Raw genomic sequence first — 24,818 nt, forward strand, 5'->3', positions numbered from 1 at the left:
GACCGGGATCGCGGCGGCGCCGCCATGACGGCGTTCACCTCACCTCGAAACGCCCTTGGACGTGTCCGGCGGATCATGGTGGGTCCGTAGCAGTGCAGTGATCAGGTGATCGCGGCCTTGCCGGCGTGGGCCGGCTCGGCGTGGCGGGTGCCGGTGCCGCGGGCCCGCAGCAGGCGGCGGACGCCCCGGCTGCCGCCTCCCCGCACCGAGGACCGACCGCAACGGGACGCCGAGATCGGATCGGACACGGCTTGGTGTGTTACTGGACGTGCGGCCGGATGACGAGGGAGCGTGGCCGGTCCCGGGGACGGGGAGGCGAGCGGTGCGCCGCGCACCGGGTCGCCGCCGACGCGCTGGACGCGGTGCCGAAAAGCTCCGAGCCGATGGCCCTCGCTGCGGTGGGCGCCGGGCCGCCCGGGCCCCTTGGGCGCGGGCTGGACGCGGCGTGCTCGCAAGGGGGAGGCGAAGCGGCCGGTGGTGCTCTCCCCATCGCGTCACCCGACAGTGACCGCGGCGGGCGAGGAGCGGGGAATCCAAGGAGCGGGCGGCGGTGGATGCGCGACAAGAGTTGAGGCCGATTGCGGCCACGTACGCCGACGCGTTCGGCCGACCCTGCTGGGATGGGCCGCACCGGTCTCGTCCGTCCTGGACGACGGGTGCGCCGCCGGGCACCTGACGTCCGGGAATGCCGTCGCCGGTGCCGGACGGCAGGTGGCGTCCGGCGCGCGGAAATGCGGCAAGTGCACCGGGGAACCGGGGCCGGGTCACTACCGTTTGACACAACACAGACCGCGCGGGCGAGGCGGCCCGGGCGGACGCCGATATGGAGGGAGACACAGTGGGAGTCAGTCTGAGCAAGGGCGGCAACGTCTCGCTGACCAAGCAGGCTCCTGGACTGACCGCGGTCGTGGTGGGTCTGGGCTGGGACGTGCGGACCACTACCGGTACGGACTTCGACCTCGACGCCAGCGCCCTGCTGTGCTCGCAGGACGGCAAGGTGCTGTCGGACAAGCACTTCGTGTTCTTCAACAACCTCAAGAGCCCCGAGGGGTCGGTCGAGCACACCGGCGACAACCTCACCGGCGAGGGCGAGGGCGACGACGAGCAGATCAGGGTCAATCTGGCCGCGGTGCCCGCCGAGGTCGACAAGATCGTGTTCCCGGTGTCCATCTACGAGGCCGACAGCCGCCAGCAGAACTTCGGCCAGGTCCGCAACGCGTTCATCCGGGTGGTGAACCAGGCCGACAACAGCGAGATCGCCCGCTACGACCTGTCGGAGGACGCCTCCACCGAGACCGCGATGGTGTTCGGTGAGCTCTACCGTCACGGCGGCGAGTGGAAGTTCCGCGCGGTCGGGCAGGGCTACGCCTCGGGCCTGGCGGGCATCGCCGCCGACTACGGGGTGCACGTCTGATCCTGCACCTGCACGCCCCCGCACAAGGGGGCGTACGGGACGCGCGGGGGGTGCGCGGCGGTCACGCCGCGCACCCCCCGTTTTCTCGTCGCGGCCCCCGTGCGGCGGCACAGGGGACACGGGGGGAGGAAGGCGGTGTCAGGACGGCACGACGGCCAGCGCCTCGACCTCGATGAGCAGATCGTCGCGGACCAGGCGGGACACCTCCACCAGGGTGCTGGCGGGGGCGATCCCCGGCGGCAGCATCTCGTTGCGGACCTCGCGGACGACGGCGACCTGGGACGCGTCCCGCAGGAAGTACCCGAGTTTGATCACATGCCGCCAGTCGGCGCCGGCGGCGGTCAGCGCGGTGTGCAGGTTGGTGAACACCTGCCGGGTCTGGGCGCGCAGGTCTCCGGGGCCGACGAGGGCCCCGTCGGCGTCCAAGGCGATCTGCCCGCTGATCACCACGAGGCGGCCCGGGGTATCGACGCTGATGACATGGCTGTAGCCGGGACCGGGCGCCAGCGTGGGCGGGTTGATCGCATGGACGCCGGGGACGGTTCCACCGGACGGCTCGTTCACAGGCTGTTTCCCTTCCGACGCGGGCGGCCGGTGCGGGCACAGGCCGAAACCGGCGGCGCCCGCACCCGAACCACCCGTCCATGATGGACGGAGGGTCACTGTAGAAGCCGCCGCGCCCTCATGGCCACCGGTCTCCCGCCGCGCTCCGGCCTGCGCCGCCGCTGCCGCCGCCGCGTCCGGGCACGGCGCGGTGGCGCACATTCGCCAAAGGGCGGCGCTCGAGGGGTGCGGGCGAAGATCTGGGCCTGCGAGAATGACGGCATGAGTGCGCGTAAGCCGATCGAGTCGTGGCTGTCGGACATGGACGGCGTCCTGGTGCATGAGGGGCAGCCCGTTCCGGGCGCCGAAGAGTTCATCCGGCGGCTGGAGGCCTCCGGCAAACGCTTCCTCATCCTGACCAACAACTCCATCTACACCCGCCGGGACCTGGCGGCGCGACTGGCGGCGGTGGGGCTGAACGTACCGGCCGAGTCGATCTGGACCTCGGCGGTGGCGACGGCGCGGTTCCTGCAGGACCAGCGTCCGGAGGGCTCGGCGTACGTGATCGGCGAGGCGGGGCTGACCACGGCGCTGCACGAGGTCGGGTACGTGCTGACCGACCTGGACCCCGACTACGTGGTGCTGGGGGAGACCCGCACCTACAGCTTCTCCCAGATCACCAAGGCGATCCGGCTGATCGAACGGGGCGCGCGGTTCATCGCGACCAACCCGGACCCGATCGGGCCGTCGGCCGAAGGGTCGCTGCCGGCGTGCGGCGCGGTCGCCGCGATGATCACCAAGGCGACGGGGGTGCAGCCGTACTTCGTCGGCAAGCCCAACCCGCTGATGATGCGCACGGCGCTGAACGTGGTCGGCGGGCACAGCGAGAGCACCGCGATGATCGGCGACCGGATGGACACCGACATCGTGGCCGGGGTGGAGGCCGGGCTGGAGACGATCCTGGTGCTGACCGGGGTGACGCGCAAGGAGGAGGTGGAGCGGTTCCCGTTCCGCCCCTCGCACGTGGTGCCGTCGATCGCCGACGTGATCGAAATGATCGACCCGGCGTCCTGACGGCGGCTCCCGGGGGCACACCATGCGCATGATCAGGCAGGCGGGCCGCCACGAGCTGGAGATCCGCAAGTCCCGGTTCATCTGCACACTGGCCCGGGTGCAGACCGAGGCCGAGGCGGTGGCGTTCATCGCCGAGCACCGCCGGGCGCACCGCGACGCCACGCACAACTGCACCGCCTACGTGGTCGGCGAGCACGGTGAGATCACCAAGAGCAGCGACGACGGGGAGCCGTCCGGCACGGCGGGCGTGCCGATGCTGGAGGTGCTGGTGCGGCGCGGCCTGACGGGGGTCGTCGCGGTGGTCACCCGGTATTTCGGCGGGGTGAAGCTGGGCGCCGGCGGGCTGGTGCGCGCCTACGCGCAGGCGGTGTCCGAGGCGATCGACGCGGTGGGCGTGGTGGAGCTGCGTCCGGTGGTGACGGTGACGGTGAGCGCCGATCACGCGCTGGCGGGGCGGCTGCTGGGCGACCTGCACGGGCGGGGCCGCGAGCCGTCGCAGGTGCGGTACGGGCGGCTGGTGGAGGCCGACGTGCCGGTCGCGGTGGCCGAGGTGGACGATTTCCGGGCGTGGGTGGCGCAGGTGACGGGCGGGCGCGCCGAGGTGCGGTACGGCGCCGAAGGCTACGTCGAGGTCCCCGTCCCCTGACCTGCGCCGACCCGGCCTGCGCCGACCCGGCCTGCGCCGACCCGGCCTGCGCCGACCCGGCCCGGGCCGGCCGGTGTTCCTGCTGTCGTGCCGGGGGCCCGCGACCGGGCCGCACCGGGAGCGGCGCGATGTGGGGATGATCACAGACAGGGCGCGGCGGCGGCCGCAAGGGCTGTTCGGAGCGTCTGTAGGAGCAAGTCGTGTTGCCCCGCCGTCCCTTGTGAGGAGGCCCTGTGACCGCCACCGGCACCGCCAGCAACCCACCGCCGCCACCCCCATCGCCACCGCCGCCGACCCCGAAACGGGGAGCACCGGACCGGACGGCCGAGCCGTGGCGCCGCGAACGGGCCACGCGGTGGGATGGCGCGTGCTGCGCAAGGCGGCGGTCGCACTCGCCGGGGTGGCGCTGATCGCGGCGGGTGTGGCGATGCTGGTGCTGCCGGGGCCCGGGGTGGTGGCGATCCTGGCCGGGCTGGGGCTGCTGGGCACCGAGTTCCCCGCCGCGCGCCGCGTCAGCGAACGCCTCAACGGCTATGTCCGCGCCGCCTGGCGCAAGATCCGCAGCCGCCCGGCCGCCGGCGGGGACGCCTGAACCCTTCCCGCCCCGGCCCTGCTCGCCGACGGGCCGGGGCGGGCCCGGTGGGGTCAGCTGAGCCAGCCGGGGCGGATCATGCCGCTCTCATAGGCCAGCACCACCAGCTGGGCGCGGTCGCGCGCGCCGAGTTTGGCCAAGATGCGGCTGACGTGGGTCTTGGCGGTGGCGGGGCTGAGCACGAGCCGTTCGGCGATCTCCTCGTTGGACAGGCCCGCGGCGACCAGTTCCAGCACCTCGCGTTCGCGGTCGGTGAGCGAGTTGAGCTCGACCGCGGGCGGGGGCTGGGTGATGCGGGCGGCGAACTCGGCGATCAGGCGGCGCGTCACCGTGGGCGCCAACAGCGCGTCCCCGCGCGCCACCACCCGCACGCCGTGGATCAGTTCGGGCGGTTCGGTGTCCTTGACCAGAAAGCCGCTGGCCCCGGCCTTGATCGCGCCGTAGACGTAGTCGTCCAGGTCGAACGTCGTCAAGATCACCACTTTGACGTCGGTCAGGCGCGGGTCGGACACGATGCGCCGGGTGGCCTCCAGGCCGTCCAGGACGGGCATGCGGATGTCCATCAGCACCACGCGGGGGCGCAGCCGGGCGGCCAGGTCGACGGCGGTCTGCCCGTCTGCGGCCTCGGCGACGACCTCGATGTCGTCCTCGCCTTCGAGGATGGACCGGAATCCGGCCCGGACCAGTGTCTGGTCGTCGGCCAGCAGCACCGGGATCAACTGTTCTCCTTCATGTCACCGGTCTTCGGTCTGGTCGTCGGTTGCGGGGGCGTGCAGGAGGAGGAGCGGAGGCGGCCGTGTGAACGCGCCCGCGCGTACCGGCTCGTCCCGACGGCGCCCGACGGCACCGCGCCCATCGGGTCACTGTCACGGCACCACCGTAGTTGAGCGGCACCCCCACCGGTGATCAACTTCCGAATGGCCCGGACGGCCGCGCCGTGGCGGAGCTGGTCGCCCGCGCCTTCGGCATTGCCGTCATGCTCGTCGAAGAGCCCCCGCCGCCCGCGAACGCCCCGGGAGGCACTGCGCCGGGACACACCAGGGGACATACCAGGGGACACGGCGGGGGAGAGGGGCGCGGAACCGGCGCCGATGGTGCGCCTGGCGGTGTACCGGGTGGTGCAGGAGGCCTTCACCAACGCCGCCAAGTACGCCCCACGCGCACCCGTGCACGTGCGCGTGGGGCATGACGCGTCGGGCGTGACGGCGACGGTGACCAAACAGGCCCCGCCCGCCGAGACGCGGCCGCTTCCGGCCGGCGGCGGGCACGGGCTGACCGGGCTGACCGGGGGCGTCCTGCACACAGGCCCCACCCCGGGCGGCGGGTTCGAGGTGACTGCCGACCTGCCCGAACACGGGCACGGCGGCGGGAGGTCAGCGGCGCGGCGGCTCCAGATTGCGGCCGGGGATGGCCATCAGGTCCGGCCTGGTGACCGCCGTCCCCGCGTCACCGGCCGGCGGCGTCTGCGCCGCCCCGCCCGCCACGGCCGGGGAAGGAACGGCCTCGACCGGCACCCCCGCACCCAGCAGCACCGCACCGACGGCCACACGCCGCAACGCCGCCACCAGCGGCGCCACCGCACGCACCAGCAGGACCGCCACCAGCGGCGCCACCACCACGCCCACCGTGAACCCGGCGGCCACATCGTGCGGGTAGTGCACCCCCACGAACACGCGGGAGAACGCCATCAACACCGCCAGCGGCATCACCAGCCACGCCATCGCCCGCCACGCCACCACGATCACCGCGGCCGACGCCGCCGCGATCGTGGCGTGGTTACTGGGGAACGACCAGTCGCCCGGCGCCGGACACGCGACGATGTTCATCGCGCCCGCCACCGCACGGCACGGCCGCTCCTCCTGCAACGCGCTCTTGGACACCTCGCTGACCAGGTACGCGGCCACCACCGCCACCGGCGCCACCAGCGCCAACCCCATCGCCCGCGCGTCGCCGCCGCGGGCCCGCCACCAGCCCACCACGAACAACACGGCGAACACCAGCAGCCCCGCGTCCGTGCCGATCTCGGCGAACGAATGCACCCACGACGGCGTCCCATGGGCGAACTCGGTGATCTCGCGGTACAAGTCAGCGCTGAACTCAGGCGCGCGCATGTTCTCCCTCACGCTCGGAGCGATCGATGTGAGTGCCACATCGGAATGTGATCCTGCACCAGACTGCTGGAGTTCACCCGACGTTCACGATTATGTCGAGAAAGTCACCTAAAGACCGGCTTTGCTGGCGGCCGTCCGGCCCCGCCCCGCCTCCGATCCCCGGCCCGCCGCACCACCGCCCCCTACCGCGGCGACCCCACCACAACAGCCGTCGCCGCCGCCTACGCGGCCGCCCCCTGGATCGGCGGCATCGCCGACGTCTGCGCCGACATCCGCGCCCGCGGCGAGCACGGCGCCGTCATCACCATGTCACCCGACTCTTTCGCCCGCCACCTGCTCGACCTCGACGACGTCCTCGCCTCCCGCTTCCCGCCACCGCCGTTCACCGCCCCGCTCGACCCCGACGCCATCCCCACTCCCCCACGACAAGGTCCGCCTCATCGAGAACCTGCGCCGCCACGGCCTGCCCCGGGACCGCTGCATCGCCTACGGCGACTCGATGTCCGACGCGCCGCTGTTCCGCCGCCTCACCCACACCGTCGCCGTCAACGCCGACCGGCACCTGTCCGACCTGGCCCGCATCGACTACCGCGGCAGCAACCTCGCCGAGTCCTGCGAACTCGCCCGCCCCCTCCTTGACCACCGGCCCGCTCAGCCGGCGCACAGCGGCTGCTCCCGACACCCCTCAGCGCCTCGCCTGCGCCCGTCAGTGCTCCTGGCCGGAGGGCCGTGAGTCGACGCGCCCCAGCAGCGGATGCACCCGCATCGCCGCCTCCAGCTCCCCGGGAAGCTCGTCACGGTAGCGGCCCAGCGTCGACAGGTCGGCATGCCCCAGCACCCGCCGCACCGCGTCCATGTCGGTCGCGGCCGCCAGCAGATGCGTCGCGGTGGTGTGCCGCAACCCGTGCGGCGTGACGGCACGGCGCCGCTCCGGTTCCACCCGCGCCTGCACCCGGTCGATCACCGCCTGCACGTCACCGCGCGCCAGCCGGCGTCCCCGCCACGACAGCAGCAGCGCCCTGGGTTCACGGCCGCGGTCCAGCAGGGGACGCCCCTCGGCCAGATACGCCTCCAGCACCTCCGCCACCGGACGCGGCAGCGGCACGTCCCGGGTGCGGCCGCCCTTGCCGAACACCCGCCAGTACCGCACCCCGTCGTTGACGAAGAAATGCTCCACATCGGCGCGGGTCAGCTCCGACACCCGCGGCCCCACCGCCGCCAACAGCAGCACAATAAGGCCGTCCCGCAGCTCCACGCGCTGGTCGCGGCGCCGCCCCGGCTCGGCCGGCGCCTCGGCCAGCCGACGCGCCGCGCCCAGCAGCCCCTCGGCCTGCTCGGCGGTCAGCGCCCGCCGCTCGGGGCGCAGCCCGCCCCGCTGCCGCGGCCGCACCGTCGCCGCCGTCATCGGGTCCAGCTGCACCCACCCGGCGATCACGGCGTGCCGGAACAGCGCCGACACCGACCGGCGGAACCGCGCCTGCGAGGCCGCGCTCTGCGCGGCGACCGCGGCGCCCTCGCCCGCCGCCCGCCCGCCGCCGGGGGAGGGGGAGGGGCTGCGGCGCCGCCCGTCGGGTTTGCGGGCGAACGCCAGCAGCACCTGGTCGATGTCCTCGCCGGTCAAATCGTCCAGCACCCGGTCGGGCCCGGCCAGTTCGGCGAAGGTGTGCACGTCGCGCACGTACACCTCGGCGCTGCCGGGCGCCAGCGCGCCGGTGACGGACTTGGCGCGGACCATTTCGGCGTACCGGTCCACGGCCTGGGCGACGGTGACACGTTCGACATCACGGGGACGCACATCGCGGCACGTTACCGTCCGCCGCCGACAGACCCCACCACCCCCACAAATCCGACAAAACATCTCAAACCACTCAGAAGTTGGATTCTGTAGGGTTTGATCACCTGGTCGGGAAGAGAGCGCGGAAGGGGGGCACCGCGGCAGCACCGGCCCAGGCCGCGCCGCTGCGGACGGGGGACGCAAAAGCGCGGCGCGATGACGGATCAGGCACTGTTCGGCCAGGTCGGCGAGGCCGTCAGGGGATCGGCGCCCAGGGTCGCCGGACGGTCTGGGCGGCCCCGACGTGCCGTCCGACATCGGCGTCCGACTGGGGTCGGCTGCAACGGCGCCCTGCAACCGCACGGCGCCGCCTCCTGGCACCCGCCGCACACGAGCCGCCGCCCGGCGGCCCTGCACCCGGTGCAACTGCGGAGCCCGGGTGGACCCGGCGCAGCCGGACACCGCCCGGACGCCGATGTCGACGTCGGCCCGCCCTCGGCGCCCGTGTCGCCGACCGCCGGACGGCAAGGCGCCGGACGGCTGGAACGCCGGGCGACACGCCGCCGCCGAACGCGCCAACAGCTCGGACGCACCCCTTCCGACCAGGCTCGATGTATGGTCGATAATGCACATTATGTCAAGTGAGCTGGTTGGGGCCCCGCACTCCCACGCGCCCGCCCCGCCGTCCCTCGTGCCCTCTTCACCCGCCGGTCTTCTCGGGATGGCGCGTCCGCGCACCGATGTGCCGTGCCGGCTGAGGTCACCGTCGGTTGTGGCTCCTCGACGCGCGACGCTGCGTCTTGCGTCGCCTTCTCGTTCGGTTGTCGTGCTCACCGGCGTGCTGTCGCTTCCAACCGAGGCGGCGACGTCCGCGGGCGTGTTGATGTCCATCCGGTGTTGATGTCCATCCGGAGCACTCCGCCCGCCGGTCCCCCGGGTTGGATGGTGGGCGATGGCTTTCGGCGCGGCGGCAGTGGGCGCCGTCACGGCGCGCAGCAGCCGCCCGCGGCTGCTGGATAGGCGTTCGCCTTTTCGAGGCAGATGCTGGTTGGCGCACCGGCGGCAGTCCCGGCTGGTGTGTGCGGGCGTGCGGGTGCTCGCACACCGAGCGGGAGAGGCCTCCGCCAGGCGGGCGGTCGCCCATGCGCCGATGGCGCGGTGGTGGTGCGCGCGGTGTCGGGACATGCGGTTCCCGTGCAGCCAATGGCGGCGTTCACCCGTGCCGCTCCCCCGCCGGGCCTGCTGAGGACGTCTCCACCCTGGCAAAGTTGCCCACTTTTGGCCGATTTGCCCGCATTGGGGTTTCGTGGCCTGGGGGCGGCGATGCCGGGTGTGGAGGTCCGCCGCCGCTGCCCCCGCTCCCCCACCGGCACGCGTTCCCCGGGTGCGTTGATGTCAGATGGTCCCGTGGGAGGCTCTGTGGTGGTGCTGGGGCACGGCTGCACTGCGGTGTTCACCGGTGTTCACCTTTGACGCGCCGGAACCGTCCGGTGCTTTGCGTCGGCGGCTTCGCCGGCGGCGTCCGGCGTCTGCCGCAGTCCTGCCCCGCCGGCGGGTTGCTCCTCGAGGTACTCCCCCGGCCAGCACGGCACCCCCCACGTCCGGCACCGGATGCGCTGCCGCCGGTGCGCCGTCTCCTGCACCTCGGCAACGTCGGACGCCCTGCCACGACGCCGCCCCACGGGAACGCCGGGCGGCCCTGAGGCGGGGTCGGGGGCGGAGTCGTGCGTGGTGGGGAGGGCGCGGCGGGCTTCATACATCTTCAGATGTACGCAAGGGGCGGGGGTTGCGCGAAAGGTGCAGGCGGGTTGTCGGCTGTGGCCGGATTCGCCGGGTGGGCGGCGGGCCCGATGATCGGGGGCGTCTCGATCGGGTGAGCGGTGGAGGGGCGCGGGTGGACGATCCGTTGCTGCTGGCGCGGGTGCAGTTCGCGTTGACGGCGGGTTCGCACTTTTTGTTCGTGGCGTTGACGTTGGGTCTGGCGACGCTGGTGGCGCTGACGCAGACGATCGCGACGCTGTCGGGCAGTGCGGTGGCCGAGCGGATGACACGGTTTTGGGGCCAGCTGTATGTGATCAACTACGCGGTGGGCATCGTCACGGGCCTGGTGATGGAGTTCCAGTTCGGGTTGAACTGGTCGGGCATGTCGCGGGTCGTGGGCGAGGTGTTCGGCGCGCCGCTGGCGATGGAGACGGTGGTGGCGTTCTTCGTCGAGTCCACCTTCCTGGGGTTGTGGATCTTCGGGTGGGATCGGCTGAACCGGTGGGTGCACCTGGCGTTGATCTGGGTGGTGGCGGCCACGGCGTACTTTTCGGCGTACTTCATCCTGGTGGCCAACGGGTTCCTGCAGCGGCCGGTGGGCTACCGGATGCAAGACGGGGTGGCGCGGCTCACGGACGTGGGGGCGCTGCTGACGAACCCGACGGCGTTGCTGGCGTTCGGGCACGTGGTGTTCGGCGGGTTGCTGACGGCGGGGTTCTTCATGGCGGCGGTGAGCGGCTACCACCTGTTCCGCAGGACGGCGGAGGCGGATCTGTTCCGCCGGTCGATGCGCACCGGGCTGGTGGCGGTGGTGCTGTCGGTGTTCCCGGTGGCGATGTTCGGGGGGACGCAGTTCCGGTATGTGCAGCCGACCAAGCATCCGGGGACGGACGAGGCGGCGGCGCAGGTGGCGCAGTTCCAGGCGCGGTTCGGGCCGGGTGACTACACGCCGCCGGGCCTGGCGTCGGTGGGTGAGATCGCGATGGTGTCGGCGTGGATGCTGATGTCGCTGGTGGCGCTGGTGGCGCTGGTGAAGCTGCCGTTCGGGCGGTGGCTGGAGCGGGGCCGGGTGTTCCACGTGCTGGTGATGGCGGCGCTGCCGCTGCCCTATGTGGCGGTGATCTCGGGGTGGGTGTTCCGTGAGGTGGGCCGTCAGCCGTGGATGGTGTACGGGGTGCTGACCACCGAGGATGCGTTGTCGGATGTGCCGGCGGGTGCGGTGACGGCGTCGTTCGTGGTGTTCACGGCGGTGTTCGCGGTGCTGGTGGCGGTGAACGTGTGGCTGCTGGCGCGGTATGCGCGGCGGGGGCCGGAGGCGGTGCGGCTGGGGGCTTTGGAGGCGCCGGAGCCGGAGCGGCCGGTGTTGACGCCGTCGCTGTGAGCCCCCGGGGCAGGGGCGGGTCGGGCTTTTTCGGACGGTGTCGTGCCCGGTGGCGGGCCGACCGGGGTGAGGAGTCGGTATGCAGACGGTTGCGCTGCTGGTGCTGGCGGTGTTCACCGCCGGGTACCTGGTGTTGGCGGGGGCCGACATCGGGGTGGGGATGCTGCTGCCGGTGCTGGGCCGTGACGCGCGGCAGCGGCGGCTGGTGATCGCGTCGTTCGCGCCGTTGTTTTTGGCCGATGAGGTGTGGCTGGTGGCGACGGCGGGTGTGGTGGCCGGTGCGTTCCCGGGGTTGGAGCATGCGCTGCTGAGTGGGTTGCACCCGGTGTTCGTGGCGCTGCTGGTGGGGTGGATCGTGCGTGATATGGGGCTGTGGTTGCGGGGGCGGGTGGACGCGGCCCGGTGGCGTGCGGTGTGTGACGGCGCGGTGGTGGCGGGCAGTTGGGTGCTGGCGTTGGCGTGGGGTGCGGTGCTGGGCACGGTGCTGGTCGGCGGGGGCCATGTGGAGGACGGGGTGAACGTCGGGACGGTGCTGGGGTTGCCGTTGGCGTTGGTGTTCGCGGTGCATGGGGCGGGGTTCGCGCGGTTGCGGCTGGCAGGTGGTCTGGTGGAGCGGGCGCGGCGGGTGCCGGGCCGGTACTGGGTGTCGGCGCTTGTGCTGGTGGCGGTGATGGTGGCGGCGGGTTGGCGGCTGCCGTGGTCGCAGGTGGCGGCGTCGCCGGAGGCGTTGGGGCTGACGGCGGTGCTGTGTGCGGTGATGCTGCCGTTGCTGGTGGGGGCCCAGGCGCTGGTGTGGTGGACGTTCCGGGGCCGGGCCGAGTCCCCCGGCTACCTGTGACAGGGGTGGTGGCGGTGAAGGCGGTGGAGCGTCGCTTGGTGGGGTGGCTGCCGCGGCGGGTGCCGGTGGTTCTGGTGGCGGTGGCGGTGGCGCAGGCGGTGCTGGTGGTGGTGCAGGCCGATGCGTTGGCGCGTGCGGTGGCGGGGTTGGATGCTCGTTTGCTGATCGTTGTGGGGGCGGCGGTCGCGGGTCGTGCGGTGCTGGCGTGGGTGGGGTCGGATGTGGCGGGGCGCGCGGCGGCGCAGGTGAAGGCGCGGTTGCGCACGGCGCTGCTGGCGCGTCCCAGCGCGGGGGCGGGTGGGGCGCGGGTGACGCTGCTGACGCGGGGGTTGGACGCGGTCGATCCGTTCTTCGCCGGGTATGTGCCGCAGCTGGTGGCGGCGTGCGTGGTGCCGCCGGTGGTGCTGGCGCGGTTGGGGGCGGCGGATTGGGTGTCGGCGGTGGTGGTGGCGGTGACGGTGCCGTTGGTGCCGGTGTTCGGGGCGTTGGTGGGGGCGCGCACGGCGCAGTGGACGGGCCGGCAGTGGGGGCTGCTGCGGAGGTTGGGCGGGCATTTCCGGGACGTGGTGGCGGGGTTGTCGACGCTGCGGGCGTTCGGCCGCGCGGGCCATCAGTCGGTGGTGGTGCGGCGTCTGGCGGAGGAGCACCGGCGGGCGACGATGGGGGCGTTGCGGGTGGCGTTCTTGTCGTCGCTGGTGGTGGAGCTGGTGTGCTCGTTGTCGGTGGCGTTGGTGGCGGTTCCGGTGGGGTTGCGGTTGATGGAGGGGCGGTTGGAGTTGGCGAAGGGGCTGCTGGTGCTGCTGCTGGCGCCGGAGGTGTATGCGCCGTTGCGGGCGTTGGGGTCGCGGTTCCACGCCAGTGCGGAGGGTGTGGCGGTGGCCGGTGAGGTGTTCGGTGTGCTGGACGCGTCGGCCGCGGCGCAGGGCGGCAGGCCTGTGCCGCGGCGCGAGGTCGGCGGGGCGCCGGAGATCGTGCTGGAGGAGGTGACGGTGCGGTATCCGGGGGCGGACCGTCCCGCGCTGGCGGGGGTGTCGCTGCGGGTGGCGCCGGGTGAGCGGGTGGCGGTGACGGGACCGTCGGGTGCGGGAAAGTCGACCCTGCTGGCGGTACTGGCCGGTCTGGTCGTACCGGAGTCGGGGCGGGTGCTGGTGGACGGTGTGCCGCTGGAGGAGATGGATGTGGCGCAGTGGCGGTCGCGGCTGGGGTGGGTGCCGCAACGGCCGCATCTGTTCGCCGCGTCGGTGGCCGACAACATCCGCCTCGGGGTGCCGGACGCCGATGCCGGACAGGTGCGGGCGGCGGCGTGCGCGGCGGGCGCCGAGGAGTTCATCGAGGCCCTGCCGGAGGGGTATGCGACGGTGCTCGGCGAGGGCGGTGCGGGGTTGTCGGCGGGGCAGCGGCAGCGGCTGGCGATCGCGCGGGCGTTCGTGACGCGGGCGCCGGTGATGCTTTTGGATGAGCCGACGGCCCGGCTGGATGTGCGCAGTGAGGGGTTGCTGGTGCAGGCGGTGCGGCGGCTGCTGGAGGGCCGGTCGGCGGTGATGGTGGCGCATCGTCCGGCGCTGCTGGGGGCGGCGGACCGGGTGGTGCGGCTGGTGGACGGCCGTCTGGTGTCCGACGCCTCCCCCGCCGCAGGCACGGGCGCGTCGGAGGGGACGGCGGCGGCGTGACCGGCATGTCGAAGACGAGGAAGGCGGAGCAGGTGGCCGGTGTGACAGGGCCGGGCGGTGGCGTGGGCGGTGGCGGCAGGGGTGGTGTGCGGGGGCTGCGCGGCCTGTCCAGTGTGGTGCGGCCGTATGCGGGGCGGCTGGTGTGGGCGATGGCGGCCGGGGTGGCGGCCGAGTTGTGCGGGCTGGGCCTGGTGGCGGCTGCGGCATGGCTGATCGCGCGGGCGGCGCAGCAGCCGACGATGGCGGCGCTGTCGGTGGCGATCGTGGCGGTGCGGGGGTTCGCGCTGGGCAAGGGCGCGCTGCGGTACCTGGAGCGGCTGGCCGGTCACGATGTGGCGTTGCGGGCGCTGGCGCAGCTGCGCGGCAGGGTGTTCGACGCGCTGGCCGCACGCGGTCGCGGGCCGCGCGACCTGCGCGATGGGGAGGCGCTGAGCGGCCTGGTGTCGGATGTGGAGGCGGTGCAGGATCTGCTGCTGCGGTGCGTCCTGCCCGCGGTCACGGCGGTGGTGTGCGGGGCGGTGGGCGTGGCCGTGTGCGCGGTGGCGGTTCCGGTGACGGCCGTGCCGCTGACGGCGGGCCTGCTGGTGGCGGGTGTGGTGCTGCCGTGGGCGGCGTGGACGGCGGGTGCGCGCGCCGCAGCGCGGGTGGTGCGGCAGCGGCGGCGGCTGGCGGTGTGCGCGCTGGACGTGCTGGACGGCGCCGAGGATCTGGCGGTGTTCGGAGCCGCGGAGCGGTTCCATGCGCGGGCGGTGGAGGCGGCGCGGCGGCTGGAGCAGGCCGAACGAGCCGCATCCCGCATCGCAGGCGTCGTGGGCGCGGCCGGGTCGGCGGTGCAGGGAGCGACGGCGGCGGTGGTGGCCTGGCAGGCGGTGCGGTCGGGCGCCGACCAGGTGCAGGTGGCGGTCGTGGCGCTCACGGCACTGGTGGCGGTCGAGGCGGTGATGCCGCTGGCGGGTGCGGCGCAGCGGATGCGGGACGTGCTGGCGTCGGCGCGGCGCATGGCGGCGCTGCTGGCCTCTCCCCCGCCGGCGCAGTCCCGTGGCGGGGCGGCGGTGCCTGCGGGTCCGTTGAGTGTGGAGCTGCTCGGGGTGACGGTCGCGTTCGACGCTGCGGTGTCGCCTGCTCACGGCCGTGCCGCGTGGGACGGTGTGGCGCTGGACAGGGTGGACGTGCGGGTGGAGCGGGGCCGGCGGGTGGCGATCGTGGGTGCCAGCGGGGCAGGTAAGAGCACGTTACTGGCGGCGGTGGCCGGTGCGGTGACGCCGCTGGCCGGGTCGGTGCAGCTGGCGGGCCGCGACCTGGCCGCCTACGCCGAGGACGACGTGCGGGCGGCGGTGCGGGGGCTGACGCAGGACGCGCATGTGTTCGCCGGTTCGGTGCGCGCGAACCTGCTGCTGGCGCGTCCGGACGCCTCGCAGCGGCAGTTGGAGGCGGCGGCGCGGCGTGCCCGGTTCCTGGAGGTGGTGCGGGAGCTGCCGGAGGGGTGGGACACGGTGGTCGGTGAGGGCGGCCGCGCCTTGTCGGGCGGGCAGCGGCAGCGGCTGCTGCTGGCGCGGGCGCTGCTGGCCGATCCGCCGGTGCTGGTGCTGGACGAGCCGACCGAGGCGTTGGACACCGCCACCGCCGACGAGATCACCCGGGAGCTGCTGACCTGGCCGGGCGGTGGCACGCTGCTGCTGGTGACGCACCGGCTGGCGGCGCTGGGCGACGCCGATGAGGTGCTGGTTGTGGACCGGGGCCGGGTGGTGCAGCGGGGCCGCCACGATGACCTGGTGGCGCGTCCGGGCGCCTACCGGGACCTGTGGGAGGCCGAGCGGCTGTCCGCCTGACCCCGGCGCCTGGCGGATCCTGTCGGCGGCATGTCGGCGGCGCGGGTTCAGTCCTCGGGCAGGAGGGGGCCCAGGGGGCCCAGGTCGAGGTTGAGGTCGCCGGCTTCGAGGTCGAAGTGGTCCTTGAGTTTCTCCATGGCCTCTTCCAGCCGCATGAGCGCCAGGCCGAGCCGTTCGATCTGGTCGTCGTCCAGGGTGCCGGAGTCGACGCGGCGCAGCGCCTGGCGCTCCATGAGCTGGCGGATCAGCTCCACCAGGGTGAGCACGAGTTTGACCAGGTCGCGTTCGACCTGGTCGGCGTCGGTCTCCAGGCGCTGACGCACGCGTGAGGACGCCGGTGTGGACCGTATCGGCCGTGCTCGCACCGGCGCCGCCCGCCCGGTGGGGGCATCGCGGCGGGCGGTGTCGGGCGGGGTGCGGGTGCCGTCGGGGATGGCGTCGGGGAAAAGGTCGCCGGGGACGGGGTCGTGGACGTGGACGTCCCCGCTGACCGGCTCACGGCGGGTCACGGCTGCTCCTTCGAAGCGGCGAGCCCGGGCGGGGCGAGCTCGCCGCGGACGGTGGTGATCAGGGCGCGCAGGGACACCTCGACCAGATCGACCTCGGCGACGGAGATCACCAGGTCGCCGGTGAGGACGACACCCCCGGCCAGCAGCCGGTCCAGCAGATCGACCAGCGCGACGCGCTCCAGCGGCGGCCCCGACGGCCCGGTGTCGACGACGACGCCCGTCATGGCGCCTCCCCCCGCCCCGGCCGACCGCCCCCGCCGCGGTCTCCGGCGGCGGTGTCGGTGGTGTCGATGAAGGAGTAAGGGGGCCAAGGCCCGGTGACCTCCACATCGACACCGGTCAACTCGGCATCGGCACGGCGGGCGGTGTCCAGGAACTCCTTGGTGTGCTCGTCATCGAGCAGGTAGGCCATGTTCAACACCGGCACACCGGCGTGCCCCGACAACCGCTGATCCTGCGGAGGATGACGGCGCGAGGCGCGGGCGTACTGGATGAGGCGTTCGTGCACCGACTGGGCGTAGTCGCCGACGCGCCGGGAAGCGTCCTGGCGGCTGCGCCGCTCGGCCTGGCGCCGCCGCAGATACGCCGTCCCCGTCCTGCCTCCGGCGGTCCGCGGTCGCGGCTCGGGTTCGCAGGTCTCGAACGCCTCGGAGTGGGCGTAGATCTTCACGCCCCATTCAGCGCGGCCGCTGATCAGATCGAGGACGCGGGTGAACTGGGCGTGCTGCTCCTGCAGCACCTGCCGGACGCGGCCGTCGTCGCGGTAGAGGGTGGCGATGCGGACCGGTGCGGTCGGCGCGGCCTGCGCGGCGCGGTCGACGACCTCGTGGTGGGCGCGGGCGGTGGCCTCCAACCAGTCCAGGTCCTCCAGGTGGTCACGCAAAGCGTCCTCACCGAAATCGGCCAGTTCCACAGTGCTGACCAGGGCGGTCAGGTCACCGGCGGGAACAGCGCGCACGGCGGCCGACGACACACCGGTGACACCGCCCAGCACACCCGGATCCAGGCCGCGGGCGACACCGTACAGGTAGACGGCGGTGCCCTGCTGCACGCCGCCGGGCTCGTGCCGGCCTGTGTGGTGGTTCATCCCCCCTCCTTACCCCTCCTGTCCGCCGTGACCCGCCTCACCCGACGAGCCGGCGGGCCGGTCGCCGACCTGCCGGGCCGGCGGCGCGGCCGCCTCCAGGGCGGCCAGCCGCTCGCGCAGCAGCCGGTTCTCCTCGGCCAGCCGGTCGTGCTCCAGCCGGTCGCGCTGCTCGGCCGCCTCCACCTCGGCGCGGGCGCGCGACGACAGCGACGGGTCGTGCTCCCACCAGTCGATGCCCATCTCCTTGGCGCGGTCGACCGAGGCGACCAGCAGCCGCAGCTTGACGGTGAGCAGCTCGATGTCCAGCAGGTTGACCCGGATGTCCCCGACGATCACGATGCCCTTGTCCAGAATGCGCTCCAGCAGGTCGGCCAGGCTCGTACCGGTCCGCTCACCCGCCGGGCGGATCGGGCCGCGGGCGCCGGTGTAGGGCATCTCGCTCAACGGGTCGTCCTCCCAACGTTCTCCTGGCGGTGGTGCAGCGGATCAGGGGTGGTCGACGCGGCCGCGGGTGTAGCGGCGGATGCGGTGGAACGCCACCAGCTCCCCGTCGGCGTCCATATCGGCCTCGTAGACGGCGAGGATGTCGGCCGTATCGGGAATGCGATGGGTCTCCACCACCTCCACGGTCACCCGCCAGCCGCCGTCGTCGCGGCGCTGGACACCGACGACCCCTTCGGCGTCGCGGCCGGTCATGCCGGTGACGTGACCGACCGCGCGGCGCGCCGCCTGGGACGCGTCCGGGGACGCTCCGGGCGGCCGGGGCGGCATCGCTCACCCCCCGGGCGGTTCCTCGCGCGGCACACCGGCCGCACCCCCGCCGCGCTCACCATGTCGTTCACGATGTTCGGGCCGAGTAGAGGCGTCCAGGTCCCCGGGCGCCGTCGGCCCGCCCGCAGCGGCGGGGTCGGCCGCCGGACCGCCAGGCGCCCCGGCCGTGCTCCCGGCGGCGGGACCGGAGCGGGGCAGCCGCGCCAGCAGCTCCTCCTCACGCGCCGCGGCCTCGGCCTCGTCGATCTCCCCCGCCGCCAGCAGATCGGCGATCTCCTGCATCTCCGCCGCGATACGCGCCGGGTCGTACAGCTGCGCCTCGGCATGCTCGGTGAGGACCTCGGCGACCCAGATCACGCCGCGCACCGGCGCCAGTGGCAGCGTCGCCAGTCCGGTGATCAGTCCCATGTCGTGTCTTCCCTGTGTCATCCGCCCGGGACGAAGTCGTAGGGCGGCAGCGGTCCGATCAGCCGCAGACGGATGCGGTCGGCGTGTTCGGCGCCGAGGGCGTCCACGGCCTGTTCGAAGTCGCCGCGGCGGTCGCGGTCGATCAGGAACGCGGCGTCGACGACGTCCTCGTCGCGGGCGGGGGTCTTGGGAGCGACCCGGCGGGCGGCCGGTGCCAGCCGCTCCAGCAGGACGCGGGCGTCGTGCTCGCGGCGGCGCTGCAACGCCTGGGCGATCAGCTCGCCGAGGCGGACGCGGTCGTAGTAGAGCGCGTCGGCGGCGTCGGCGGGGGCCTGGCGCAGGCGTTGCGACAGTTCGGCGACCTGCGGGTCGCCGGTCATGACCTCGCGCAGCACGGTGTCCTGCACGTAGGTGCCCTTCAACCGCAGTTCCAGGCGCCCGTCGACCTGGTCGAGGGCGTCGGCGAACCGGTCGGCGTTGGCGGCCAGCAGTTCCTCGGCGACGGCGTTGCGGTCGGTCATGGCGGCGCCGAACCGGAACGGCAGCACGGCCAGGCCGGCGTCCACCAGGGCGGCCAGCACCCGCTGGTGCGCCAGCAGGTCGGCGCGTTCACCGAGCGCACGGCCCGCCGGCAGGGCGCTGACGACCGCGCCGCAGCCGTTGCGGGCGACCACGGTCACCGGCTGGTCGCCCAGCCCGGCCAGTCCGGGCGGGACTTGGGCGTCACCGCGGATGACACCGTAGACGTACAGGGGGGTGTCCTGACCGGCGGGACGGGTGTCGGGGGCGACGTCCGGGCGGGTCATTCCTCCTCCCTCCCAGAGGTGCGGGCGGCGGGTTCGCCTTCGCGGTCGGCGGTGCCGAGGCTTTCGCGGAGCCGTTCCTGCGCGCCCTGCAGGGCGCCCTTGGTCTTGCTCTTGGCGCCGGACTGCTGCATGTCGCCGACCATCTGCGGGATGCCCTTGGCGGTGCCGTCGTGGGCGATGTCCAGTCGGTTGACCGCCTCGGCGAACCGCAGGTAGGTGTCGACGCTGGCGACGACGATCCGCACGTCGACGGTGAGGATCTCGATGCCGACCAGCGACACGCGCGCGTACACGTCGATGACCAGTCCCTTGTCCAGGATCAGGTCGACGACGTCGGCCAGGCCGCTGGAGCCGCCGCGCTGGACGTAGTTGGTGCCCGAGGTCTGCTGGGCGATCGGCCCAGTCATGTCATCCACTCCTCGTGGGATCGGGGGGGGATGCCGCTGTATTCACAGCCCCCCTACCCGCACTTACCGGGCTAAACGGGACATAGAGCTTCGGTTGTCACATGGTCAACTCCCGCCGATCAGCGCCGCCGGGCCACCCGGCGGCCGATCACGACCGCGGCGGCCGCCACGGCCACAACGGACGCGGCGCGCAGCAGACGGCGCAGCGACAGCACCTGGACCAGCCGCCCCGGCAGCGCCGCCGCACCGTGCGCGGCGCGTTCGGCGGTGCCGGCGACCTGACCGCCGACACGCCGGGCCGCACCCGCCGCGGTCCCGGCCGTCGCCGCCGCGACCTGCGTGGTCTTGTGCGCGGTGTCGCGTGCGGTGGCCGCATGTCCGCGCACGGCACCGGCCGCCTTGCCCGCGGTCTCGCCGGTCGCCTTGTCGGCGGTCTTCCCCGCAGCCCTGCCCGTGGCCGCGGTCTCGCCGGCCATCACCCTGGCCCCGGCCGCCGCCTTCCCGGCAGCCGCGCCGACGCCCTTACCGGCCTCGCCGGTGTCCTTGCCGGAGTGTGAAGAGGTGCTCATGACGTCCTCCTATTCCGCCTCATCGAGGCATGGGGTCGTCTCCGGTCAGATTTGCGGCATTTGTCCGGAGATCGTGGCTGACGTCGGCACCTACCCGCCAAAAGGCATGCCATGCCTCCCACCGGAACGCAAGACACTCCCACCAACCCCCCCCGGCCAGCCCGTTCCGGCCCGGCGCCGCAGAAGGCCGAACCGCGAGCCGCACGCCCCGTGTGGGCGGCCGACTCGCGGCGGTGGCGGCAGATCCGCGCAGGACCGCACGAAGAGACGGCCGGCGAGCATCCTGACCGCGATGGATGGCGGCGCGCCGCCCACGCCGGCGGCCGGCCCGGTGGCGACAGCACGCCGCCTTGTCCTGCAGGCCACAGCCGCCCGGCACCTTCCGCGCCCGGCCGATGCCGACCGGGCGCAGAGCGACTCGCGAACGGCCCTCCCCTACTGCCAACAAACCAGCACGGGCAGTCGTTTGCCGTGACTCTGAGTGAGATCACCTTTCTAGGTGATTGGAGTGTTGTTGGGGTTGTGTGTTGGTAGTGGTGGGAATGTCACCAACCCGGCACCTTGACAAAGTAAGGTCAGGGTTGTCGTGATGTGCCGGCCCGGGCCCTGGCAGAAGGAAGGCCGTACAGGACGCGGAACAGCCGCACCCACTGGTCCGGATGCACGAAGGCCACCACCGCGTCCCGCTCCACCCCGGCAGCGTGCAACGCCGTGTCCACCCTCCCCCGGGGATGCTCGCGCCGCAGCGACGCCCGCAGAGTGCCGCCCTCCCCCCTGAACCCCAGGGCGACGCACCGCTCGTAGTCCGCCAGCGCCGAGGCGGGCAGCAGCGGCCGCGGACGGCGCACCAGCCGCAGGATCGCCGAGTCCACCCGCGGGACGGGACGAAACAGCTCCCGGCCGATCCGCTCCCCCAGCCGCCACTCCAACAGCGGCCACGACCGCACCGTCACCAGGCTCCAGCGGCCGTAGTCACCGGTGCGTTTGCGGGCGTACTCCAGCTGGGTCACCAGCGTCGCCGACGTCAGCCGAGGCGCACGCAGGCACCACTGGACGATCGGCGACGTCAGCGAGTACGGGATGTTGCCCGCCACCGCGAACGGCCCGCGCGGCGGCCGCGCCCGCAGAAAGTCACCGCGCACGACGCGCACGTTGGGCAGGTCGGCGCACCGCCGCCGCGCCCGCCCGGCCAGCACCGGATCGATCTCATAGGCGATGACGTGCGCGTCGCCGGCGGCCAGCGCGGCGGTGACCCGCCCGTCCCCGGCGCCGACCTCCACCACCAGGTCACCGGGACGGGCGGCCACCGACCGCACGATCGACCCGATCGCGCGCGGGTCGGCCAGAAAGTTCTGCGACAGGAAACGGCGGGCGCGGTCGCGTCCGGACCGGGAAGGCTGGGAAGCCGGACGCATAAGCGCGCCGAAGGTGCGTGACGTGGGATTCCGGGTCATCGTGGGTGTCCTCCGCGGCCGGACACGCCGCAGCCGGGCCGCGCGAGGACGCCGTCACCGGCGACGCGGACGAGAAGGCGGGGCGCGACCGGCCGGACGCGACGGGCACAGGCCCGTCCGGATGGGCAAGGGACCGGTCACGGCCCTGAACACGCGGGACACCACGAACAGCTCGGGAGCACGACGGCACCACGCGGACAACGCGAACGGTGCGGGCACCGCAAACACGCGGATCAGCGCACGCGCTCTACGCAGACAGGCGTCAGATCACGCATCGGCGCGGCGGCCCGGCGGGTTCAGAGCCGGACGCCGCCGCGCAGCCGCCAGAACACGACGGCACCGCGGACGAGGACGCCGTCGAAGCCGCTCATCGCTCCCATACCGCCGATCCTAGGAGCCCCGCCGCCACCCGCCCAACAGGTTTTCCGCACACGACCGGGTAGCCGAGCACCACGCCGGACCGCCACGGACGGGGCGGTCCGGCACGCGACAACCCTCCCATCCGGGGGCTACAGCAGGTCGCGGACGGCCTTGTGCGCGGCCTTGCGCATCGCCGCGTGCAGCACCGCGTTGGCGTCGCGGTCGGTGCGGGCCTCCACGATCCGCAGCCCGCTGCCCGTGATCGCCTTGGGCAGCTCGTCCGCCGACTCCAGCCGCCGGTACGGCAGCCCGTGCGCCGCCGCCACATGCTCCAGGTCCACCTGGTGCGGGGTGCCGAACACCCGCTCGAACGGCCCGTCCAGCGCCGCCTGCGGCAGCAGCGAGAAGATCCCGCCGCCGCGGTTGTTCACCACCACGATCGCCAGGTCCGGACGGCGCTCGTCGGGCCCCAGCACCAGCCCGTTGCGGTCGTGCAGGAACGCCAGATCGCCCAGCAGCGCGTACGAGCGGCCGCTGTGCGCCAGCGCCGCGCCCACCGCCGTCGACACCAGCCCGTCGATGCCGCTGGCGCCGCGGTTGGTCATCACCCGGATGCCGCGACGCGGCCGCATCACCTGCTCCAGGTCCCGGATCGGCATGCTGGCCGCGCTGAACAGCAGCGACCCGGCCGGCAGCGCCGCCGCCAGATCCCGCGCCAGGCGCGGCTCGGTCACCTCCGGCGAGGCGTCCAGCACCGCGTCCACCGCCGCCGCGGCCGCCCGGTCGGCCGTCCGCCACGACCGCAGCCAGCCGTCGTCGCCGCCCGACAGCACCGGAATCTCCACATCCTGCGCCACCTGCGTGGCCGACCGCACCGGATCCGGCCAGCGCGCCAGGTCCGGTGACAGCACGATGTGCTCCTCGGCGCGGCGCAGCAGCGACAGCAGCGGCCGCGACAGGCCCGGCTTGCCCAGCGTCACCACCACCTCCGGGCGGTGCCGCTCCACGAACTCCGGCACCCCCAACAGGAAGTGGTACGCCGACAGCGCATGGTCGCCGTAGCGGGCGTTGCCGCTGGGCTCCGACAGCACCGGCCAGCCCGCCATCGACGCGGCCGCCACATACCGTTTGACGTTCACCGCGCCGTCCCCGACCACCAGCACGCCGCGCCGCGTCGCCGGCACGTGCAGCACCGACCCCGGCGTGGCCGCCCGCACCTTGGTCCACGCGCCGGTCGCGTCACCGTCCAGCGGCTCGCACCACGAGACGTCCCCGTCGGGGATCAGCGGCTCGCGGAACGCCACGTTCAGATGCACCGGGCCCGGGTCGGGGGCCTGCGCCAGCCCCCACGCCCGGCTGGTCACCGACCGCCAGTACGCCACCATCCCGGGGCGGTTCTCCGGCACGCCGATCTCGCAGCTCCACCGCGCCGCCGTCCCGTACAGCTTGATCTGGTCGATGGTCTGGTTGGAGCCGGTGTCGCGCAGCTCGGGGGGACGGTCGGCGGTCAGCACCACCAGCGGCACGCCCGCCTGGTGCGCCTCGATCACCGCCGGGTGGAAGTTGGCCGCGGCCGTGCCCGAGGTGCACACCACCGCGACCGGGCGGCCCGACCGCTTGGCCAGCCCCAGCGCCAGGAACGACGCCGACCGCTCGTCGATCCGCACGTGCAGCCGCGTCCGGCCCGCCACCGCCGCCTCGTGCAGCGCCAGCGCCAGCGGCGCCGACCGCGATCCGGGCGCCAGCACCGCGTCGGTCATGCCGCACCGCAGCAACTCGTCCACCAGCACCGTGGCCAGCGCGGTCGCCGGGTTCATCAACGCACCACCCCGATCACCGGCGCACCGCCCAGCAGCGACTGCGCCTCGGCGGTCCGCGTCCGCCACCGCTCGGCCGTCGCGGCGTCGGCCTCGTGCCGGGCCAGCGCCGCCGGGTCCACCCGCGGGCGGCGCACGGGCAACGCGCCGCCGACCGGCGTCAACGGGTCGTCCACCACATCGCCGTGCAGCAGCGACAGCGTCGCCAGCCCGCACGCGTACCGCAGTTCCGGCAGCGCCGCCGCCAGCGCCACGCCCGCCGCCAGCCCCACCGACGTCTCCACCGCGCTGGACACCACCACCGGCAGCCCGCACGCCTCGGCCACGCGCAGCGCCGCGCGGACCCCGCCCAGCGGCTGCACCTTCAGCACCGCCACGTCCGCCGCCTCGGCCGCGCGCACCTTCAGCGGGTCCTCGGCCCGGCGGATCGACTCGTCGGCCGCCACCGGCACGTCCACCAGGCGGCGCACCCGCGCCATCTCCTCCAGCGTCGCGCACGGCTGCTCGACGTACTCCAGGTCGAACCGGTCCAGCCGGCGGATCATCCGCGCCGCGGTGTCGACGTCCCACGCGCCGTTGACGTCCACCCGCAGCCGCCCCGACGGGCCCAGCGCGTCGCGCACCGCCTCCACCCGGGCCAGGTCGTCGAGTTCGTCCTGCCCGGGCTCGGCCACCTTCACCTTCGCGGTGCGGCATCCGGACGCGGCGACGATCTGCCGCGCCCGTTCCGGCTCCACCGCCGGGACCGTCACGTTCACCGGGATCCGGTCGCGCACCGGCGCCGGCCACCCTTCGAACGCCGCCTCCCGCGCGGCGGCCAGCCAGCGGGCGCACTCGGCGGGGCCGTACTCGGCGAACGGGGAGAACTCCCCCCACCCGGCCGGGCCCCGTACGAGCACGCCCTCCCGCCGCGTGATGCCGCGGAACCGCGTCCGCATCGGGATGGCGTACACCCGCACCGGAATCCGACCCCCTGCCGTGACAAAGCCCGAAGAAA

The 24,818-nt window shown here is 73.7% G+C and carries 26 protein-coding genes; 9 read left to right on the top strand and 17 right to left on the bottom strand.

The window, feature by feature from the left end; all coding sequences use genetic code 11:
- Positions 1 to 101 precede the first annotated feature (101 nt).
- Complete coding sequence (locus tag QSK22_RS10655) at positions 102 to 248, bottom strand: hypothetical protein (protein WP_285493904.1); 147 nt, start codon at positions 246 to 248, stop codon at positions 102 to 104.
- A 590-nt stretch (positions 249 to 838) separates the two neighbouring features.
- On the opposite strand from QSK22_RS10655, the gene QSK22_RS10660 reads away from it, so the two are divergent.
- Positions 839 to 1,414, top strand: coding sequence for a TerD family protein (locus QSK22_RS10660; protein ID WP_285493905.1), 576 nt, complete (start codon positions 839 to 841; stop codon positions 1,412 to 1,414).
- Positions 1,415 to 1,552: 138 nt separating this feature from the next.
- Here the strand turns inward: QSK22_RS10660 and QSK22_RS10665 are convergent, their stop codons facing one another.
- Positions 1,553 to 1,978: a RidA family protein gene (locus tag QSK22_RS10665; RefSeq protein WP_285493906.1), complete on the bottom strand. Its 426-nt coding sequence runs from the start codon at positions 1,976 to 1,978 to the stop codon at positions 1,553 to 1,555.
- Between the two features lie 261 nt (positions 1,979 to 2,239).
- Between QSK22_RS10665 and QSK22_RS10670 the strand changes: the two genes are divergently transcribed.
- The 3 genes from QSK22_RS10670 (at position 2,240) to QSK22_RS10680 (ending at position 4,269) form a co-directional block, all read left to right on the top strand.
- Positions 2,240 to 3,031: an HAD-IIA family hydrolase gene (locus QSK22_RS10670; protein WP_285493907.1), complete on the top strand. Its 792-nt coding sequence runs from the start codon at positions 2,240 to 2,242 to the stop codon at positions 3,029 to 3,031.
- 22 nt (positions 3,032 to 3,053) lie between these two features.
- Positions 3,054 to 3,677 (top strand): YigZ family protein, encoded by a 624-nt coding sequence (locus QSK22_RS10675; protein ID WP_285493908.1) that lies wholly within the window; start codon positions 3,054 to 3,056, stop codon positions 3,675 to 3,677.
- A 331-nt stretch (positions 3,678 to 4,008) separates the two neighbouring features.
- A complete protein-coding gene (locus QSK22_RS10680; protein ID WP_285493909.1) occupies positions 4,009 to 4,269 on the top strand; it encodes a PGPGW domain-containing protein in 261 nt (86 codons plus the stop codon).
- A gap of 53 nt (positions 4,270 to 4,322) precedes the next feature.
- Here the strand turns inward: QSK22_RS10680 and QSK22_RS10685 are convergent, their stop codons facing one another.
- Together QSK22_RS10685 and QSK22_RS10690 are read right to left on the bottom strand one after the other, a co-directional pair.
- Positions 4,323 to 4,988 (bottom strand): response regulator, encoded by a 666-nt coding sequence (locus tag QSK22_RS10685; protein WP_285493910.1) that lies wholly within the window; start codon positions 4,986 to 4,988, stop codon positions 4,323 to 4,325.
- A gap of 654 nt (positions 4,989 to 5,642) precedes the next feature.
- Positions 5,643 to 6,380, bottom strand: coding sequence for a phosphatase PAP2 family protein (locus QSK22_RS10690; RefSeq protein ID WP_285493911.1), 738 nt, complete (start codon positions 6,378 to 6,380; stop codon positions 5,643 to 5,645).
- Between the two features lie 499 nt (positions 6,381 to 6,879).
- On the opposite strand from QSK22_RS10690, the gene QSK22_RS10695 reads away from it, so the two are divergent.
- Positions 6,880 to 7,113 (top strand): hypothetical protein, encoded by a 234-nt coding sequence (locus QSK22_RS10695; RefSeq protein WP_285493912.1) that lies wholly within the window; start codon positions 6,880 to 6,882, stop codon positions 7,111 to 7,113.
- On the opposite strand, the gene QSK22_RS10700 is transcribed toward QSK22_RS10695, so the two are convergent.
- The gene (locus QSK22_RS10700; protein WP_285493913.1) at positions 7,087 to 8,175 is read right to left on the bottom strand and encodes a tyrosine-type recombinase/integrase; all 1,089 of its coding nucleotides are present in this window, start codon (positions 8,173 to 8,175) and stop codon (positions 7,087 to 7,089) included. The two genes, QSK22_RS10695 and QSK22_RS10700, sit on opposite strands and share 27 nt — an antisense overlap.
- 1,873 nt (positions 8,176 to 10,048) lie before the next feature.
- On the opposite strand from QSK22_RS10700, the gene QSK22_RS10705 reads away from it, so the two are divergent.
- The 4 genes from QSK22_RS10705 (at position 10,049) to cydC (ending at position 15,633) form a co-directional block, all read left to right on the top strand.
- Entirely contained in the window at positions 10,049 to 11,296 is a 1,248-nt protein-coding gene (locus QSK22_RS10705; protein WP_285493914.1) for a cytochrome ubiquinol oxidase subunit I, read from the top strand.
- A gap of 79 nt (positions 11,297 to 11,375) precedes the next feature.
- Positions 11,376 to 12,134: a cytochrome d ubiquinol oxidase subunit II gene (locus QSK22_RS10710; RefSeq protein WP_285493915.1), complete on the top strand. Its 759-nt coding sequence runs from the start codon at positions 11,376 to 11,378 to the stop codon at positions 12,132 to 12,134.
- Positions 12,135 to 12,157: 23 nt separating this feature from the next.
- Complete coding sequence (cydD, locus tag QSK22_RS10715) at positions 12,158 to 13,804, top strand: thiol reductant ABC exporter subunit CydD (RefSeq protein WP_285493916.1); 1,647 nt, start codon at positions 12,158 to 12,160, stop codon at positions 13,802 to 13,804.
- Between the two features lie 5 nt (positions 13,805 to 13,809).
- Positions 13,810 to 15,633: a thiol reductant ABC exporter subunit CydC gene (gene cydC, locus QSK22_RS10720; protein ID WP_285493917.1), complete on the top strand. Its 1,824-nt coding sequence runs from the start codon at positions 13,810 to 13,812 to the stop codon at positions 15,631 to 15,633.
- Positions 15,634 to 15,680: 47 nt separating this feature from the next.
- Here cydC and QSK22_RS10725 read toward each other — a convergent pair whose 3' ends face one another.
- The 12 genes from QSK22_RS10725 to QSK22_RS10780 form a co-directional block, all read right to left on the bottom strand.
- Positions 15,681 to 16,142, bottom strand: a complete 462-nt coding sequence (locus tag QSK22_RS10725) for a gas vesicle protein K (protein ID WP_285493918.1) — start codon at positions 16,140 to 16,142, stop codon at positions 15,681 to 15,683.
- Entirely contained in the window at positions 16,139 to 16,366 is a 228-nt protein-coding gene (locus tag QSK22_RS10730) for a gas vesicle protein (protein WP_285493919.1), read from the bottom strand. Before QSK22_RS10730 ends, QSK22_RS10725 begins: the two co-directional genes overlap by 4 nt.
- Positions 16,363 to 17,229, bottom strand: a complete 867-nt coding sequence (locus QSK22_RS10735) for a GvpL/GvpF family gas vesicle protein (RefSeq protein WP_285493920.1) — start codon at positions 17,227 to 17,229, stop codon at positions 16,363 to 16,365. Before QSK22_RS10735 ends, QSK22_RS10730 begins: the two co-directional genes overlap by 4 nt.
- A 9-nt stretch (positions 17,230 to 17,238) precedes the next feature.
- Positions 17,239 to 17,664 carry a gas vesicle protein gene (locus tag QSK22_RS10740; RefSeq protein WP_285494045.1) on the bottom strand — a complete coding sequence of 142 codons (426 nt, stop codon included), beginning with the start codon at positions 17,662 to 17,664 and terminating at the stop codon, positions 17,239 to 17,241.
- 51 nt (positions 17,665 to 17,715) lie between these two features.
- Positions 17,716 to 18,000 carry a gas vesicle protein GvpO gene (locus tag QSK22_RS10745; RefSeq protein WP_285493921.1) on the bottom strand — a complete coding sequence of 95 codons (285 nt, stop codon included), beginning with the start codon at positions 17,998 to 18,000 and terminating at the stop codon, positions 17,716 to 17,718.
- A gap of 3 nt (positions 18,001 to 18,003) precedes the next feature.
- On the bottom strand, positions 18,004 to 18,408 hold the full coding sequence (locus QSK22_RS10750; protein WP_285493923.1) for a gas vesicle protein GvpG: 405 nt from the start codon (positions 18,406 to 18,408) through the stop codon (positions 18,004 to 18,006).
- 17 nt (positions 18,409 to 18,425) lie between these two features.
- Entirely contained in the window at positions 18,426 to 19,214 is a 789-nt protein-coding gene (locus tag QSK22_RS10755; protein ID WP_285493924.1) for a GvpL/GvpF family gas vesicle protein, read from the bottom strand.
- Entirely contained in the window at positions 19,211 to 19,621 is a 411-nt protein-coding gene (gene gvpJ / locus QSK22_RS10760) for a gas vesicle protein GvpJ (RefSeq protein WP_285493925.1), read from the bottom strand. The genes QSK22_RS10755 and gvpJ overlap by 4 nt, the downstream gene beginning before the upstream one ends.
- A gap of 119 nt (positions 19,622 to 19,740) precedes the next feature.
- Positions 19,741 to 20,190, bottom strand: coding sequence for a hypothetical protein (locus tag QSK22_RS10765; RefSeq protein WP_285493926.1), 450 nt, complete (start codon positions 20,188 to 20,190; stop codon positions 19,741 to 19,743).
- Positions 20,191 to 20,765: 575 nt separating this feature from the next.
- Complete coding sequence (erm, locus tag QSK22_RS10770; protein WP_285493927.1) at positions 20,766 to 21,605, bottom strand: ErmE/ErmH/ErmO/ErmR family 23S rRNA (adenine(2058)-N(6))-methyltransferase; 840 nt, start codon at positions 21,603 to 21,605, stop codon at positions 20,766 to 20,768.
- Positions 21,606 to 22,153: 548 nt separating this feature from the next.
- Positions 22,154 to 23,821, bottom strand: coding sequence for a 2-succinyl-5-enolpyruvyl-6-hydroxy-3-cyclohexene-1-carboxylic-acid synthase (menD, locus tag QSK22_RS10775; RefSeq protein ID WP_285493928.1), 1,668 nt, complete (start codon positions 23,819 to 23,821; stop codon positions 22,154 to 22,156).
- A complete protein-coding gene (locus QSK22_RS10780) occupies positions 23,821 to 24,780 on the bottom strand; it encodes an o-succinylbenzoate synthase (protein ID WP_502872293.1) in 960 nt (319 codons plus the stop codon). The genes menD and QSK22_RS10780 overlap by 1 nt, the downstream gene beginning before the upstream one ends.
- Positions 24,781 to 24,818 lie beyond the last annotated feature (38 nt).

Origin of the sequence: Actinomadura sp. NBRC 104425 (assembly GCF_030269545.1) — a bacterium.
In the GTDB taxonomy this organism is placed as follows: domain Bacteria; phylum Actinomycetota; class Actinomycetes; order Streptosporangiales; family Streptosporangiaceae; genus Spirillospora; species Spirillospora keratinilytica.

Excerpts from the sequence above, each read along its gene's own strand:
- QSK22_RS10730 (WP_285493919.1), bottom strand. The coding sequence starts at position 16,366 with ATGACGGGCGTCGTCGTCGACACCGGGCCGTCGGGGCCGCCGCTGGAG.
- erm (WP_285493927.1), bottom strand. The coding sequence starts at position 21,605 with ATGCGTCCGGCTTCCCAGCCTTCCCGGTCCGGACGCGACCGCGCCCGC.
- gvpJ (WP_285493925.1), bottom strand. The coding sequence starts at position 19,621 with ATGACTGGGCCGATCGCCCAGCAGACCTCGGGCACCAACTACGTCCAG.
- QSK22_RS10765 (WP_285493926.1), bottom strand. The coding sequence starts at position 20,190 with ATGAGCACCTCTTCACACTCCGGCAAGGACACCGGCGAGGCCGGTAAG.
- menD (WP_285493928.1), bottom strand. The coding sequence starts at position 23,821 with ATGAACCCGGCGACCGCGCTGGCCACGGTGCTGGTGGACGAGTTGCTG.
- QSK22_RS10740 (WP_285494045.1), bottom strand. The coding sequence starts at position 17,664 with ATGCCCTACACCGGCGCCCGCGGCCCGATCCGCCCGGCGGGTGAGCGG.
- QSK22_RS10675 (WP_285493908.1), top strand. The coding sequence starts at position 3,054 with ATGCGCATGATCAGGCAGGCGGGCCGCCACGAGCTGGAGATCCGCAAG.
- QSK22_RS10670 (WP_285493907.1), top strand. The coding sequence starts at position 2,240 with ATGAGTGCGCGTAAGCCGATCGAGTCGTGGCTGTCGGACATGGACGGC.
- QSK22_RS10735 (WP_285493920.1), bottom strand. The coding sequence starts at position 17,229 with ATGAACCACCACACAGGCCGGCACGAGCCCGGCGGCGTGCAGCAGGGC.
- QSK22_RS10755 (WP_285493924.1), bottom strand. The coding sequence starts at position 19,214 with ATGACCCGCCCGGACGTCGCCCCCGACACCCGTCCCGCCGGTCAGGAC.
- QSK22_RS10750 (WP_285493923.1), bottom strand. The coding sequence starts at position 18,408 with ATGGGACTGATCACCGGACTGGCGACGCTGCCACTGGCGCCGGTGCGC.
- QSK22_RS10710 (WP_285493915.1), top strand. The coding sequence starts at position 11,376 with ATGCAGACGGTTGCGCTGCTGGTGCTGGCGGTGTTCACCGCCGGGTAC.
- QSK22_RS10695 (WP_285493912.1), top strand. The coding sequence starts at position 6,880 with ATGTCCGACGCGCCGCTGTTCCGCCGCCTCACCCACACCGTCGCCGTC.
- QSK22_RS10745 (WP_285493921.1), bottom strand. The coding sequence starts at position 18,000 with ATGCCGCCCCGGCCGCCCGGAGCGTCCCCGGACGCGTCCCAGGCGGCG.
- QSK22_RS10690 (WP_285493911.1), bottom strand. The coding sequence starts at position 6,380 with ATGCGCGCGCCTGAGTTCAGCGCTGACTTGTACCGCGAGATCACCGAG.
- cydC (WP_285493917.1), top strand. The coding sequence starts at position 13,810 with ATGTCGAAGACGAGGAAGGCGGAGCAGGTGGCCGGTGTGACAGGGCCG.